Raw genomic sequence first — 15,972 nt, forward strand, 5'->3', positions numbered from 1 at the left:
GATTTTGTCGCCTAGTTGTTGCCTTTTAAAATAAAAAACCTTGCTAAAAAGCAAGGTTTTTCTGATACATAAGTTTAGCTTTAATGAGCAATTATGCTTTATTGTTTTACTAAGTCTTGATCAATTCGACCAAAGATAGATTGACCGTTTTTGTCAAACATCTCAATCTTAACGTTGTCACCAAATTGCATAAATGATGTTTTTGGTTCGCCGTGATTAATGGTTTCGATCATACGGATTTCTGCTAAACAGCTATATCCAACACCACCTTCACTGACTGGTTTACCCGGGCCACCATCTAGTTTGTTAGACACAGTACCTGACCCAATGATTGTACCAGCACATAACGGACGTGTACGTGCAGCGTGTGCAATCAGTTGACCAAAGTTAAACGTCATATCAACGCCTGCTTCAGGCTTACCAAACATATCGCCATTTAGGTGAGACACTAATGGCAAATGAAGCTTACCGTCCTGCCAAGCGTCGCCCAATTGATCAGGTGTTACCGCAACAGGTGCAAATGCACTTGATGGTTTAGATTGGAAGAAACCAAAACCTTTGCCCAATTCGTTCGGGATTAAACCGCGAAGCGACACGTCATTTACGATCATCACTAAACGGATGTACTGCAATGCGTCTTCTGCTGAAACGCCCATAGGAACGTCATCAGTAATAACCGCAACTTCTGCTTCAAAATCAACGCCAAAACCATCTGTCGTTGGCATAACGATTGGTGAACGAGGTGCTAAAAAGCTATCCGAACCACCTTGGTACATCAAAGGATCAGTCCAAAAACTCGCTGGCATTTCAGCGTTACGAGCTTTGCGTACCAACTCAACGTGGTTGACGTATGCACTACCATCAGCCCATTGATAAGCGCGTGGCAGAGGCGAGTGACAATCTTGCTCGTTGAAGTCTTGAGCTTCCACTTCACCGTTTTCTAATTGCTGGTATAACGCCGCTAATTTAGGCTCAACGTCTTTCCAATTATCCAATGCTTGTTGTAATGTCGCTGCAATATCAGTTGCAGGCGTCATTTTAGTCAGCGCATTGTTAACGACAACTAGTTGACCGTCACGACCTGACTTTAGGGTTGCTAATTTCATTAATTATCCCTCTTAATTCTTGCTGTTAAAATCTTCGCCACTGTGTAACCAAGCTGCGTGATTTGGGGCTTTTTTAGTTTCAGCCCATTCGTCTAACATCGCTGGAGCAACGCGTTTAAGCTCTTCTAGCATGCCTGGCTTCGCCGTATTCGTTGCAAGCTCAATTCGATGACCATTTGGATCAAAGAAATATATCGACTTAAAGATGGCGTGATCGGTTGGGCCTAATACATCAATACCAGCACCTTCTAGACGAGATTTTGCTTCTAAAAGCTCATCCATAGTTTCAACTTCAAAGGCAATGTGTTGAACCCAAGCCGGGGTGTTTTCGTCGCGTCCCATATCCGGAGAATTTGGGATCTCAAAAAACGCCAACACGTTACCTTGACCCGCATCCAAAAATACATGCATGTATGGATCTGGCGCCCCCGTCGAAGGCACTTTGTCCTCAGCAATCGCTAATTGAAAGTCCATATTCAATAAGTCGCGATAAAATTCGACGGTTTCTTTGGCGTCTTTACAGCGATACGCCACGTGGTGAATTCGAGTAATTTTCATAAAAACCTCTTTAGGCTTAATTATTTGTCGTCACCAATTACGCCACGTGCCAATTGGTCACGCTCGATTGATTCAAACAATGCCTTAAAGTTACCTTCACCAAAGCCTTCGTCTTCTTTACGTTGAATAAATTCAAAGAAAACTGGGCCTAATGCTGGTGCCGAGAAGATTTGTAATAATAGTCTAGGTTGACCGCCTTCGGTCGTACCGTCGAGTAAAATACCACGAGCTTTTAACTCATCAACCGGCTCGCCGTGACCTGGTAGACGTTCTTCTAACATTTCGTAATATGTTGCAGGAGGCGCAGTCATAAATTCAATGCCCGCTTCTTTCAAACGGTCCCAACATGCGATTAGGTCATCACAAGCAAAGGCAATATGCTGAATACCTTCGCCATTGTATTGCATTAAGAACTCTTCGATTTGACCGCCGCCGCCAGCAGCTTCTTCGTTAAGAGGAATACGGATTTTACCATCTGGTGCAGTCATCGCTTTTGATAACAGACCTGTGTATTCGCCCTTAATGTCGAAGTAACGGATCTCACGGAAGTTAAATAGGTCTTCGTAATACTTCGCCCAGTAGTCCATACGACCGCGATAAACATTGTGAGTTAAATGATCCAGTGTATGGAAGCCACAACCTTTAGGATGACGGTCAACACCTTCAATCCAATTAAAATCGATGTCATAAATGGTATTACCTTCTTCATAACGATCGATTAAATACAAGTTAGCACCACCGATACCTTTAATTGCAGGTAGGTGTAATTCCATTGGTCCTGTTTCAACTTTTACAGGTTGAGCACCCTGCTCGATTGCTCGCTTGTAAGCGAACTGCGAATCTTTTACTCGAAACGCAAGACCACATGCCGACGCACCGTGTTCTTGTGCGTAATAATCTGCGTGGCTGCCTTTTTCGTAGTTAGTGATAAAGTTGATGTCGCCTTGGCGCCATAATTCAACGTCTTTTGAACGGTGACGGGCTACTTTGGTGAAACCCATAGAGGCGAATACAGTCTCTAAAATGCCTTTCTCTGGTGCTGTGAATTCAACGAATTCAAAGCCATTTAATCCCATTGGATTTTCAAACAAGTCGGCCATTGCCTTCCCCTATTTAGATAACTTTTAATATTTGACGTTTAATATTGGGACGAGTTTCATTTTTATATAGTCGTCCCACTCTGTTGGGCGCCAATATATCAAATGTTAAAAAAACAAAGAAAACCTTTGTGGATTAGGATTTGAAACTAGGGGAAAGAAATCTTTACGCATAAAAAAACGCAGCCTAAGCTGCGTCTTTAATATTTAATATGGTTTTGGATTAAGCCAATGATGGAATCGCTTGGCGTACACCCTCAGGTGCTTCATCACCAAAGGTTACGTATTCCCAACAGTCTTGTTGTTTCATCAACTCGACCAACACCTTGTTATTGAGGTCGTGACCCGATTTGAATGCGACAAACTCAGCCAATAACGGTGTACCTGTCATGTACAAGTCACCAACCGCGTCTAGGATCTTGTGTTTGACAAACTCATCGTCGTAACGCAAACCATCTGGGTTAAGTACGCGAAATTCATCTAATACGATAGCATTGTCCATGCTACCACCAAGGGCTAGGTTGTTGTTGCGTAGATATTCGATGTCACGCATAAAACCAAACGTACGCGCGCGACTGATCTTCTTCATAAATGAATCAGCGGTGATGTCTAACTCAATACGCTGGTTAGACTGAGCAATCGCCGGGTGGTCAAATTCGATTTTGAAGTCGATTTTGAAGCCATCGTACGGACGTAACTCAGCCCATTTATCACCAAGTTCTACGCGAACAGGCTTAGTCACTTTGATGTAACGACGTAGGCTGTTTTGCTCTACGATTTCAGCTTGCTGCATCAAATAAATGAAAGGCAGTGAGCTGCCATCCATGATCGGAATCTCTGCTGCGTCCACTTCAATGATCAAGTTGTCAATCGCTAAACTTGCGATCGCCGCCATCAAGTGTTCAGTCGTTGATAAGCGTTGGCCAGCATCATTAATCAAGCACGTACACATCTGAGTATCTCCCACCAACTCTGGCGTAGATTTGAACTCAGCAACAGGCGTCAGGTCTGTGCGTAGGAATACGATACCCGTATTCTCTGCCGCAGGACGGAGAGTAAGTGTAACCTTTTCACCTTTGTGTAAACCAATCCCTGTTGTTGTAACAGGTGATTTTATTGTGCGTTGTTTAATCATATTTGCGTTAACAACCCTCATCAATTCGTTTAAGTGTATAAAAAACAGACACTATTAAAAAATAGGCGCGTATTATACAAGAAATCCGACCACAGATCAATAGTACACAATTTAATCAGCTTGCTTTCTTAAAAACGCTGGAATATCGAAGTAGCTTTCCACTTCTTCTTTTTTCTCTTCTGTTTCTAATAACGCTTTTTGCTCTGGCTCTGCAACCGGTTGTGCTTGGTGAGCTACTGCAGCTGAAGAACGCGAGCTTGCATAACCTTGGTTCTGAGCAGGAGCTTGTGCACCTGAAGAAACAAGAGAAATGTCCGCGCGCTTTTCACCGCCGATACCAGTCGCAACCACTGTAACGCGAAGCTCTTCGTCCATTTCCATATCGATAACAGTACCAACGACTACCGTTGCGTTTTCAGAAGCAAACGCCTTAACTGTGTTACCAATAGAGTCAAACTCTTCAATGGTCAAATCCATACCCGCTGTTACGTTAACTAGGATACCTTTAGCACCTGCTAGGTCGATGTCTTCTAAAAGTGGAGACGCAATTGCCGCTTCCGCAGCTTCTTGTGCACGGTCAGGACCTGATGCCGAACCTGTCCCCATCATTGCGTTACCCATTTCAGACATAACCGTTTTTACGTCTGCAAAGTCAACATTGATCAAACCTGGACGAGTGATTAGTTCAGCAATACCTTGAACCGCACCCAAAAGTACGTTGTTTGCTTCTTTGAACGCGTCTAAAAGGCTCGTCTTAGGACCAAGTACTTTAAGTAGTTTGTCGTTCGGAATAGTAATTAACGAGTCAACTTGATTGGCCAACTGGTCAATACCTTGCTCAGCGTAGCTTAAGCGCTTTTTACCTTCAAAGTTGAACGGCTTTGTTACAACTGCAACCGTTAAAATACCTAACTCTTTGGCAATCTCTGCAACTACTGGTGCCGCACCAGTACCTGTGCCACCGCCCATACCAGCGGCAATGAATACCATATCCGCACCTTGCATTGCTGCCGCGATGTTTTCGCGATCTTCAATTGCAGCTTGACGCCCTACTTCAGGGTTCGCACCTGCACCAAGGCCTTTTGTTACTGCCGAGCCCAATTGAAGTGTCATGCCAGCTTCAGACTTACGCAATGCTTGCGCATCGGTATTAGCTGCAATGAAGTCCACCCCTTCAATTGACTCTTTAACCATATGATCAACGGCGTTGCCACCGCCACCACCGACACCAAATACTTTGATGACAGCTTCTTCGTTGTGATCATCCATTAATTCAAACATTGTCATTCTCTCCGTCTATAAATTCTTTAAAAATTGCCTTTGAACCAACTTGCAATAATCTGATACCAAGTTTGCGTTTTTTCTTCGTCAACTGTTTGTTGCTGTTCCATTCCATATAACAGCAAACCTACTGCGGTCGCATAACTTGGATCTTGCACGTACTCTGTCAGTCCTTTCACGCCTAACGGCGTTCCGATTCGAACAGGCATTTGAAAGACTTGCTCGGCGTAATCTACTGCACCAGTCATTTTAGCGGTACCACCAGTAAGTACAATACCGGCCGCAATTTGATCTTCCAGTCCTGACTTTCGAATCTCGTCCAAAATAAGTTCGAATATCTCTTGGTAACGAGGCTCTATTACCTCGGCCAAGGTGTGTCGTGACATGATGCGCGCTGGGCGGCCACCGACACTTGGTACTTCGATGTTGTCTTCTGCACTCGCTAAGTTGCGATAGGCAACACCGTATTTAACTTTGATTTCTTCAGCATGGCCTATCGGCGTTCTGAAAATTTTGGCGATATCGTTAGTTACTTGGTTACCTGCTACTGGTAACACAGCTGAATGGCGAATTGCGCCATTAGCGTAAATAGCGATATCTAATGTGCCACCGCCCATGTCTACGACACAGACACCTAATTCTTTTTCGTCTTCGGTTAGTACCGAGTAACTTGAGGCTAAGGCACTAAAAATCAATTGATCTTCTTTAAGTTCGCAGCGTTCTACACATTTAACGATGTTTTTAGCCATATCGTTTGAACAGGTAACAATGTGAACCTTTGCTTCCATTCGCACACCAGACATACCGATCGGGCTTTTGATGCCCTCTTGCATATCAACAGAAAACTCTTGTGGCATAACGTGCAGCATTTTACGCTCAGCAGCCATTGGGACTGCTTTTGCTGCGTGAATAACGTTTTCAACGTCATCTGCTGTAACTTCCGCATCATGAATTGGCACCATGCCACTCTCATTTTGACAAGAGATGTGCTTACCACTAATGGCGAGATAAACAGAAGAGATACGACAGTCCGCCATTAATTCGGCTTCGTTTATTGCTTTTTGAACCGAACCAATAACAAGGTTAAGGTCGTTTACACCACCTTTATCCATACCACTGCTGGCATGGTGACCTACGCCAACAATACTGATTTGTTGATCTGGGGTAATTTCACCCACGACAGCCGTAACTTTAGATGTTCCAACATCAAGGCCGACTATCAAATTTCTATCATTGGCTTTCGCACTAGGACTCATATTATTCGCTTACGCACTTAACTTTGTTTATTATTATTTTCAAGCCATGACACCGCTAAACCAATGTCATAACGCAAATCCACTCTGGCGACTTGTTTATCGCCATATTCAGATAAAAGTGGGTACAAATCAACAAAACGTTGTACTCGCTTCATCTTATCAGCACGCCCCAAATTAAGGTGAATGCCTTTTTCTAACCAGACCTGCCAAGCATATCGCTCGGACAGCACTAGCTCACTAATTTGAAACTTGTGTAAATCCAGTAAATGCTGCATTTGCACATACCCTTTAAGAACGTCTTTTTCGTTGCCTTCAGGGCCGTATAATCTGGGTAATGTCGTTGGCACTTCAATGCCATCCGCATAAAACACATCACCAAACGGGTTGAGCAACAAGTCATTGTTCCAAACAGCAAACACGTCTTGCTCGACCACAAACACATGAATCGTACTCGGCCACTCCTTGCGAATTGACGCCGCATAAATCCACGGGTTTTCTAATAAATTGTTCTGTAACTTGGCAACGTCAATGGTAAAAAAACTGCCATCAATTTGTTGCTCTATCTTGTCTGTCAGGCCTTGTCGGTCCAAAAAGTCTAACCGACCATGTACAATCACCTTATCAACTGGCGCGTCATTTTTACTTTGAGCCCAATCGAACAGGCTATTATAACCCCATACAAACAATAAAATAACCGTTAAAAAGAAAACAAATCCAACTAAAAAGCCAGAACGTTGCCACTTTTTTTCGGTTTTTTCAGTCATCGCCCGATCCCTTGCCGTCATACCAGTTAATTAGCGCGTTCGCTTTGGCTTAATGACCCTTTTAAAATGGTCACAACTAACTGCTGAAAACTCATTCCTGCTTGAGCGGCAGACTTAGGAACCAAAGAGCTCTGAGTCATACCAGGCACGGTATTTATCTCTAACAAATACGGTTGGTCCTGCTCGTCAATCAAAAAGTCAACGCGTCCCCAGCCACTTGCGCCAACCAGATCAAAAGCTTGAACTGCAATTTTTTGAATTGACTCAGTCAGTTCGTCTGACAAGGGCGCTGGACACAAATACTCTGTTGTTGAACTTTTGTACTTGGCTTCGTAATCATAAAACTCGTTAGGTGTTCGCATTTCAATAAGAGGCATAGCAACGCCATTAAGAATACTAACCGTCACTTCTTTACCTGTTACCCACTGCTCTATCAAAGCTTCTGAGTCGTGTTGAAAGGCAATTTCTAACGCTTTCTCTAGCTCTTCAACAGTTCGAGCTTGAGACATACCAATACTCGAACCTTCATTGGCTGGCTTAACCATCACTCTGTTGTTCAACTCACTGAGTGTTTTCGCCAAATCTAAATCCTGACCTTTGCGCGCAATTGCAAATGGTGCCGTTGGTAATTCTGCGCCTTTAAATAAAAACTTGCTGCGTACTTTGTCCATCGCAAACGCAGAGCCTTGTGGCCCAGAACCGGTAAAAGGAATGCCCATCAAGGTCAATGCACCTTGTAGGCTACCATCTTCACCACCGCGACCGTGTAAGACGATAAACACGCGGTCAAAGCTTTGTTCTAATAACTGATCAAGATCATCGTATTTAGGATCAAACGGGTAGGCATCAACACCTACTGTTTGTAACGCATCTAAGACCGCTTTTCCTGATGCCAGAGACACTTCACGCTCGGCAGAGTTTCCACCAAACATAACAGCAACCTTACCAAATACGGCCGCATCAAAAGTAGTCAAATCAAGAGGGCGAATCACTTGGCTCATAATTCTGTGACCTCAAGCATTTTTTCAACTTTCATTTCGCAGTCGATTAGGGTTTTGATCACCGAATTAATATTACCTGCACCTTGGGTAATCACGACGTCTCCATCTTTGATCACATGTGCTAATTGAGCAGGGATGTTTTCTGGTTTGGCAACAAAAATAGGGTCTACTCGATTGCGTTGACGAATTGACTGAGCCAAACTGCGACCATCGGCACCTGCAATCGGTTTTTCACCGGCTGGGTACACTTCTAATAACAACAGACAGTCAACTTTTGATAAGACTTCCGTGAAGTCATCATACAAATCGCGTGTACGACTGTAACGGTGTGGCTGATAACACATAACCACGCGTCGTTCCGGCCATGCGGCGCGAACTGCTTCAATCGTAGCTGCAACTTCTGTTGGGTGATGACCGTAGTCATCCATTAATTTTACTGAGCCCTTACCGGTTTCAAACTCCCCGTATTGCTGGAAGCGACGGCCAATTCCCTCAAATTTTTCAAGGGCAGAAACAATGTACTTATCGTCAATGCCTTCTTCGTGCGCAACTGCAACGGCTGCTGTTGCATTTAGCGCATTGTGTCGACCTGGTAAGTTAAGGGATAAATCGACGCTACCACCTTCGTGAGTAATCGTGAACGTCGTGCGCGTTTCGGTTTGTTTGAAATTAGTAATGACATAGTCGTTATGCTCTTCAAAACCATAACTGACGACTCTGCGGCCTAACTCTTTTGCCACATTACGAACTTCAGGATCATCCCCACACATAGTAGCAAGGCCATAAAACGGTAAATTATGGAGAAAATCGATATAAGTTTGCTTCATTTTTTCGAAGTCGCCGTCATAGGTTTCCATATGATCCGCTTCGATATTAGTCACAACCGAAATAAGTGGCTGTAAGTGTAAAAACGACGCATCGCTCTCATCAGCCTCAGCAATCAAATAACGACTTTTACCTAACCGAGCATTGGTGCCTGCACTGTTTAACAAGCCACCAATAATAAAGGTTGGATCGAGCTCTGCTTCTGCAAAAATACTCGCAATCAAACTCGTTGTTGTTGTTTTTCCATGGGTACCAGCAATCGCAATACCAAATCGAAATCGCATTAATTCGGCTAGCATTTCTGCGCGACGGACAATTGGAATTCGAAGCTCTCGTGCTGCAATGATTTCTACGTTGGTCTCATCTATCGCACTTGATACGACGACGACACTCGCATCGGCGACATTGCGCTTTTCGTGGCCAATTGACACGATAGCACCTAGCCCTTTCAAGCGTTGGACTACACTGTTTTCGTTGATGTCTGATCCTGTCACCGAATAACCTTCATTTAGCAACACTTCAGCGATGCCACCCATACCAGCACCACCGATACCGATGAAGTGCAACGTTTGCAAACGTCGCATAGCTGGGTTAACTATATTATCTTGAATACTCAATTACTTACTTCCAAATGCTTGGCACAGACTTAACATGCGAGCGGTCGTGCCTAAATTTGCGTTTTGTTTTGCCTTGAGCTGCATTTCTTCTATCAAATTAGGCGCATGCAATAACTCGTGCAGAACCTCAGGCAATTTTTGTTCTAATTCGGACTGAGCCACTATTTTGGCCGCCCCTTTTTCTACTAAACTCATAGCGTTGGCAGTCTGATGGTCATCCACAGCGTGTGGCAAAGGGACAAAAATCCCGGCGTTACCCGACGCTGCGATTTCAGAAACCGTCAGTGCTCCGGCACGGCAAATAACGAGATCCGCCCAGCGATAAGCTTCTGTCATATCATCGACAAAATCCGTCACCGTAACCGAATCAGTATCAAATCCGTGTTCCGAGTAGTTTTTTTGTACTAATTCACTATTGCCTTTGCCCGCTTGATGGCGAACTTTTAAGCCACCGCGTAACGTCATAAATGGCGCAACATACTTGGCGACATTTTCGTTTAGTACTTTAGCTCCTAGACTACCACCAATAACTAAAATATGTGTCTGTGAGTGGTCACTTATTGGGCGTTTGAGCACATTATTTAATTGCGCTATCTCGGCTCTTACCGGATTTCCCACAACCTCAACTCGATCAGACTCTGGGCACTGACGGGTATTGTTAAATGCCAGTAGCACTTTTTTAGCAAATCGACTCAGATAGCGATTTGTTATCCCCATCACGGCATTTTGCTCGTGCAAAATAAGTGGAATACCCAGGCTTTTTGCCGCTAATCCACCAGGGCCTGAAGCATAACCACCAAAGCCCACAACAACATCAGGTGCAAGCTGCTTTAATATCGCTCTTGCCTGTAAAAAGGCATTGAGCAACATAAACGGCATTTTTAGCTTGCGAATTAAACCATTGCCTCTCACACCGCTTACTTCTATAAAGTGGATCGGTAAACCGTGTTTAGGTACCAAGTCAGCTTCCATTCGATCTGCGGTGCCAATCCAGTCAACTTGCCAACCCTGTTGTTTAAGTTCATCCGCTAAAGCAATACCCGGAAATATATGACCACCGGTACCGCCAGCCATTATCACGGCTTTAGACTGCTGGCTCATACTCAGCCTCCATGTCATTATTTTGTTTGTGGCTTGGATCAGTCGGCGATGGCGCTATTTGACGAAGCTCATAGTCAATGCGAAGTACCACGGCAAGTGCAACGGAAAACACAATAATACTACTGCCCCCGTAGGATATAAACGGAAGGGTCAGGCCCTTAGTTGGCAACAAGCCTGTACTTGCGCCAATATTTACAAATACTTGGAATGCCACCCAAATTCCGATTGCGTAGGCAAAATAACCACTGTAATGAAGGCCTTTTTCCATCGCCTTAGAGCCTACTAATAAAATGCGATAAACCAAAACGCCCATCACGATCACAAGCGCAGCTAAACCCAAAAAGCCTAACTCTTCTGCGACAACCGCAGCAATAAAGTCAGTATGAGCTTCTGGTAAATAATCTAGCTTTTGAATACTGTTTCCTAAACCCAGACCTAGCCAATCACCTCTGCCGTAGGCCATCAAAGATTGTGTGAGCTGGTAACCACTGCCAAAGGGGTCTGCCCAAGGATCCAAAAAGGCCGTCACTCGTCTCATTCGATACGGCTCCAACCAAATCAAACTCACCACGGCTAACAAACCACTGGCGATTAACGCAACGAACTGCCAAATTTTTGCACCAGCCAAAAACAACAAAGCGACCGTCGTCACAAACATCACAATGACGGTACCTAAATCAGGTTGTTGTAATAACAATATGGCTAGGACAGTAAACACGCCTAAAGGTTTCATAAAGCCCTTTACGTTTTCGAGTAACTGTTCGTGTTGACGAACTAAATACCCAGCCAAAAACGCAAAGAAAAACAGTTTGGCCACTTCTGCGGCTTGCAAATTAAACACACCTAACGGTAACCAACGCCGACTACCATTAACCGTTGTGCCAACTAAAAGCACCAAAATAAGTAGGATGACCGCGGCAAATAACAAGTAAACATTGTACTTTTGCCACCAGTCCATACGGAATAATACAACCGTGAATAGCGCACAAATCGAAATGACAATAAATACGGCGTGTTTGATAGAAATGTAATATTCGTTGCCGTAGAGTTTTTCAGACACTGGCATAGACGCCGATGTCACCATTACCCAGCCAAATAACATAAGCACTAGTGTGAGTGCTAACAAAGCTCGGTCGTATAAAACTGGTGCTTTAGGCTCGACAGGTACGTCTTTTTTCTTAGCTAAATTAACTAGACCAAATCCAATGCGGCTCATGATGGCACCTCGTGCTCAGTCGAATCTAGCTCGGATTTTTCTCTTTCGTTAGTTTGTATTGTTACCGCTTGGATGAAGGCCGCCGCACGAGCTTGGTAATTTTGGAACATATCAATACTTGCACAAGCTGGTGATAACAAAACAATGTCCCCGGATTGTGCTTTTTCAATGGCACGCTCAACTGCCTCTGACATGTCATCGACAAAACTAAGTACATTTGGCTCTACCACTTGAGCAAAACCGGCTTTGTCTTTACCAAGCGCAATCAGGGCTTTTATGTGAGGCTCAATGGGTGCCTTTAACTCAGACAAGTCAGCACCTTTGGCATCACCACCCGCAATAAGTACTATATTTTTGCCGTTTGCCAAACCAGACACGGCAGCAATCGTTGACGCTACATTGGTTGCTTTAGAATCATCAATAAATCGAATGCCGTGCCACTCTTTAATTGGCTGACAACGATGCACTAAACCAGAAAACGCATGTAACTTGTCTAAATGTTGCTCGACGTTTATGTCTAAGCTACTCGCAAGCGCTAACACGGCCAATGCGTTTAGGCCATTATGATGGCCACGCATTTGACCTTGGTTAAGGTTGGTAATCACATTTTGGTGATGAATAAGCTCACCCGTAGCTGGCTCGTAACTCCACATCATAGATTCAAATGGACTTTGCAAACCAAAAAACTGAACCGCCGTGGAGTCTTCGCTATGACGCTCTTGAAGGGGGTGAGTTAACTCATCATCGGCATTAGCCAAAACAAGTTGTGCGTGACGATATATTTTTCTTTTAGACGCTGCATAATCTGCAAATGATTCGTACCGGTCTAAATGATCGGGCGTTATGTTTAGAACCGAAGCCGCGGTACAAACCAAGCTTTCCGTTGTATCTAACTGAAAGCTAGACAACTCCATGACAAAAACATCTACCGATTGATCAATAACGTCTAATACTGGTACGCCAAAGTTGCCACAGGCAACCGCTTTTTTGCCAATTCGATTTAGAAAATCCGTTAACCAAGCAACAACGGTTGATTTGCCATTGGAAGCAGTAACGGCAATTACCGGTTTGGTATTGACTCGAGCAAACAGCTCAATGTCACAAAATACATCTATACCAATGCTGTTAGCGTATTGCAAAGCGGGTTCTTTAAGACTGATACCCGGACTGATCAATACCAAATCGTAATCACTAAATTGTTTGGTCGGGATAGGCCCAAATTGACACGACACCTGCGCCAATAGCTCATCGTGCTGGGCGTTAATCGGTGGCGTCTCACGAGAGTCAAATACGTCCGGGGTAATATTGTGTTCAAGTAAATAACGCAACATCGACATACCAGTCAAACCAAGGCCCACAAGGGCAACCTTGGCATTGCTAAGACTGGTTAAATAGGTCGATGTTTGTTTCATATTTTGTTCACTATGTTAATGAGTTTGAGGTTATCTAAGTTTCAATGTCGCAATGCCGACCAAAACTAATACCAATGAGATAATCCAAAATCGCACAATAACTCGCGGCTCAGGCCAACCACTTAATTCGTAATGATGGTGAATCGGTGCCATTTTAAACACGCGCTCTCCACGTAATTTATAAGAGCCCACTTGCAGAATGACCGAAAGGGTTTCCATAACAAAGACACCGCCCATGATCACAAGGACTAACTCTTGACGGACCAAGACGGCAATAATCCCTAACGCACCACCTAATGCTAACGAACCTACATCGCCCATAAATACTTGAGCTGGGTAGGTGTTAAACCACAAAAAGCCCAAGCCAGCGCCAACAATAGCGGTACAGACAACCGTCAATTCATCAGTCAATGGGATGTATGGAATATGGAGATACTCTGCAAAATTAACGTTACTCGTTACATACGCAAATAACGCCAAGGCACCCGCTACCATTACCGTAGGAACAATTGCTAAACCATCTAGGCCATCCGTTAAGTTAACCGCATTACTTGTACCCACAACCGTAAAGTACACAACCAACAAATACATCATGCCCAGCTGTGGCATTACTTCTTTGAAAAACGGAACTAATAATGCCGTTTCATTTGGATCTTGAGAGGTATAAAACAGGTACGCGGCAACGCCAATTGCAATCACCGACTGCCAGAAGTACTTCCAGCGAGCAATCAAACCTTTACTGTCTTTGCGGATCACTTTGCGGTAATCATCTACAAAGCCAACGATGCCGTAACCAACAACGACCGTCATTACAACCCAAACATACTTGTTGCTCAGGTCAGCCCACAGCAAAGTACTAACAACAATAGCCCCCAAAATTAGGATACCACCCATTGTCGGCGTACCGGCTTTGCTAAAGTGGCTCTCTGGACCATCATCACGGACGGTTTGACCAATCTGCATTTTTTGTAATGCGCGAATTAACTTTGGACCAAAATAAAGCGACAGGCCCATTGCCGTTAACACGCTCAAAATCGCTCTAAACGTCAAATAGGAAAAGACATTAAAGCCAGAATAAAACTGGGTTAAATACTCGGCCAACCAAACTAACATACTCTACTCTGCCTTTATTCTTGTTCTTGCCGTTTGCGTTCTGCAAAGACTTGCTCTATGACCAACTCCATTTTGGCACTTCGAGATCCTTTCACTAATACCGTCGCCTTTTGACCGGCCTGACGGTACTGTTCTAATTGTTCTAATAAGTGACTTACTAACGCCTGTTTGGATGAAAAATGAAAGCCACTTTCTTTAAATTCAGCTGAGGCACTTTGACTCAACACGCCAAAAGAGTACAAAGACTCAATACCTTTTTGTTTTGCGTATTGGCCGATTTCGGTATGGTATTTTTGTGCATCTTCACCAAGTTCAGCCATATCACCAAGTACCAAAATTTGTTTGCTTGCATAAGTTGATAACAAATCGATGGCTGCTTTTACCGACTGCACATTGGCGTTGTATGAATCATCAATTAACAATAATTGATCATCAACCGGCTGAAGATTCACTCGACCTTTTACTTTTGCCATGGTTGCTAAACCGCGTTGCACGTCGTCCAGGCTCGCACCAATTTGCAAACACGCTGTCGCCGCTGCCAATGCATTTTTTACATTGTGCTCACCAGGTACGGTAAGTGAAATGTTTATCGACTTTGGCTCAACCTGCTCGGAAAACAACGCTGGGGCCGCATGCAAAACAAATTCTGCACAACCCGAATCGTTTAAATTGATATCTGTCGCATAGGTTGTATCAACATCACCATGGAATGCTTGGTTTAAGCCAAACTGCATAACCCGACCGCTTTTGCGTTCGAATTGCTTTGTTAAATTACCCAGCCAATACTCTTTGTGAGCCTGTTCGGCATCCGCATTAATAATGGCAACACCGCCCTCTTGTAGGTGATTAAAGATTTCACCTTTGGCCTCTACAATACCAAATAAGCTACCAAAGCCTTCCAAATGTGCTTCGGCAACATTGTTTAAAATGGCAACATGCGGTTCAGTTAAGGACGACGTGTAATCAATTTCACCAATGTGATTGGCGCCTAACTCAATTACCGCAAATTCGTGCTGAGGCTCTAATCGCAATAAGGTCAGAGGCACACCGATTTCATTGTTAAAGTTGCCATTTGTAGAAAGTACTTGGCCTTTTTGGCTCATAATCGCCGTGCACATTTCTTTAACTGAGGTTTTACCAACACTACCGGTCATCGCAATAATGGTCGGGTTAACGACAGCTTTAACGGCTTTGCCTAACGCGCCTAACGCTTTTAAAGTATCAGCCACGACAAATTGTGGAATATCCACATCGACCAATCGGTCGACAACAACTGCAATCGCACCTTTATCTTTTACGTCGGCAACAAACTTTGTCCCGTCAAAATTGGGCCCCTTAAGGGCTAAAAACACTTGTCCGGGACTAATAGTACGGCTGTCGGTTGATATCTCACCGATTACAGCAGAACCATCTATTGACTGGGCGTCATTGGGTAGCTTAGGTGATACACCCAATACCTCAGCAATCCAGTTCAAATCTGCTTTTATCAT

14 protein-coding genes are annotated in these 15,972 nt (G+C 44.0%); all 14 read right to left on the reverse strand.

Annotated elements, in window-relative coordinates:
* Positions 1 to 98 precede the first annotated feature (98 nt).
* A complete protein-coding gene (locus J1N51_RS06460) occupies positions 99 to 1,106 on the reverse strand; it encodes a fumarylacetoacetate hydrolase family protein (protein ID WP_208833111.1) in 1,008 nt (335 codons plus the stop codon).
* Between the two features lie 12 nt (positions 1,107 to 1,118).
* On the reverse strand, positions 1,119 to 1,664 hold the full coding sequence (locus J1N51_RS06465; RefSeq protein WP_208833112.1) for a VOC family protein: 546 nt from the start codon (positions 1,662 to 1,664) through the stop codon (positions 1,119 to 1,121).
* A 20-nt stretch (positions 1,665 to 1,684) separates the two neighbouring features.
* Positions 1,685 to 2,764 carry a 4-hydroxyphenylpyruvate dioxygenase gene (hppD, locus tag J1N51_RS06470; RefSeq protein ID WP_208833113.1) on the reverse strand — a complete coding sequence of 360 codons (1,080 nt, stop codon included), beginning with the start codon at positions 2,762 to 2,764 and terminating at the stop codon, positions 1,685 to 1,687.
* A gap of 220 nt (positions 2,765 to 2,984) precedes the next feature.
* Complete coding sequence (gene lpxC / locus J1N51_RS06475) at positions 2,985 to 3,896, reverse strand: UDP-3-O-acyl-N-acetylglucosamine deacetylase (RefSeq protein WP_208833114.1); 912 nt, start codon at positions 3,894 to 3,896, stop codon at positions 2,985 to 2,987.
* Between the two features lie 111 nt (positions 3,897 to 4,007).
* Entirely contained in the window at positions 4,008 to 5,177 is a 1,170-nt protein-coding gene (ftsZ, locus tag J1N51_RS06480; RefSeq protein ID WP_208833115.1) for a cell division protein FtsZ, read from the reverse strand.
* A gap of 26 nt (positions 5,178 to 5,203) precedes the next feature.
* Positions 5,204 to 6,433: a cell division protein FtsA gene (gene ftsA / locus J1N51_RS06485; RefSeq protein ID WP_208833116.1), complete on the reverse strand. Its 1,230-nt coding sequence runs from the start codon at positions 6,431 to 6,433 to the stop codon at positions 5,204 to 5,206.
* Positions 6,434 to 6,450: 17 nt separating this feature from the next.
* Positions 6,451 to 7,197, reverse strand: coding sequence for a cell division protein FtsQ/DivIB (locus tag J1N51_RS06490; RefSeq protein ID WP_208833117.1), 747 nt, complete (start codon positions 7,195 to 7,197; stop codon positions 6,451 to 6,453).
* A gap of 26 nt (positions 7,198 to 7,223) precedes the next feature.
* Positions 7,224 to 8,198 (reverse strand): D-alanine--D-alanine ligase, encoded by a 975-nt coding sequence (locus J1N51_RS06495; protein WP_208833118.1) that lies wholly within the window; start codon positions 8,196 to 8,198, stop codon positions 7,224 to 7,226.
* Positions 8,195 to 9,607: a UDP-N-acetylmuramate--L-alanine ligase gene (murC, locus tag J1N51_RS06500; RefSeq protein WP_208833352.1), complete on the reverse strand. Its 1,413-nt coding sequence runs from the start codon at positions 9,605 to 9,607 to the stop codon at positions 8,195 to 8,197. The genes J1N51_RS06495 and murC overlap by 4 nt, the downstream gene beginning before the upstream one ends.
* A gap of 33 nt (positions 9,608 to 9,640) precedes the next feature.
* Complete coding sequence (murG, locus tag J1N51_RS06505; protein WP_208833119.1) at positions 9,641 to 10,741, reverse strand: undecaprenyldiphospho-muramoylpentapeptide beta-N-acetylglucosaminyltransferase; 1,101 nt, start codon at positions 10,739 to 10,741, stop codon at positions 9,641 to 9,643.
* Positions 10,725 to 11,957: a cell division protein FtsW gene (gene ftsW, locus J1N51_RS06510; protein WP_208833120.1), complete on the reverse strand. Its 1,233-nt coding sequence runs from the start codon at positions 11,955 to 11,957 to the stop codon at positions 10,725 to 10,727. Before ftsW ends, murG begins: the two co-directional genes overlap by 17 nt.
* A complete protein-coding gene (murD, locus tag J1N51_RS06515; protein WP_208833121.1) occupies positions 11,954 to 13,369 on the reverse strand; it encodes a UDP-N-acetylmuramoyl-L-alanine--D-glutamate ligase in 1,416 nt (471 codons plus the stop codon). Before murD ends, ftsW begins: the two co-directional genes overlap by 4 nt.
* A gap of 30 nt (positions 13,370 to 13,399) precedes the next feature.
* Complete coding sequence (gene mraY / locus J1N51_RS06520) at positions 13,400 to 14,482, reverse strand: phospho-N-acetylmuramoyl-pentapeptide-transferase (RefSeq protein ID WP_208833122.1); 1,083 nt, start codon at positions 14,480 to 14,482, stop codon at positions 13,400 to 13,402.
* A 14-nt stretch (positions 14,483 to 14,496) separates the two neighbouring features.
* On the reverse strand, positions 14,497 to 15,972 hold the full coding sequence (locus J1N51_RS06525; RefSeq protein WP_208833123.1) for a UDP-N-acetylmuramoyl-tripeptide--D-alanyl-D-alanine ligase: 1,476 nt from the start codon (positions 15,970 to 15,972) through the stop codon (positions 14,497 to 14,499).

Origin of the sequence: Psychrosphaera ytuae (genome assembly GCF_017638545.1) — a bacterium.
Classification (GTDB): Bacteria; Pseudomonadota; Gammaproteobacteria; order Enterobacterales; family Alteromonadaceae; genus Psychrosphaera; species Psychrosphaera ytuae.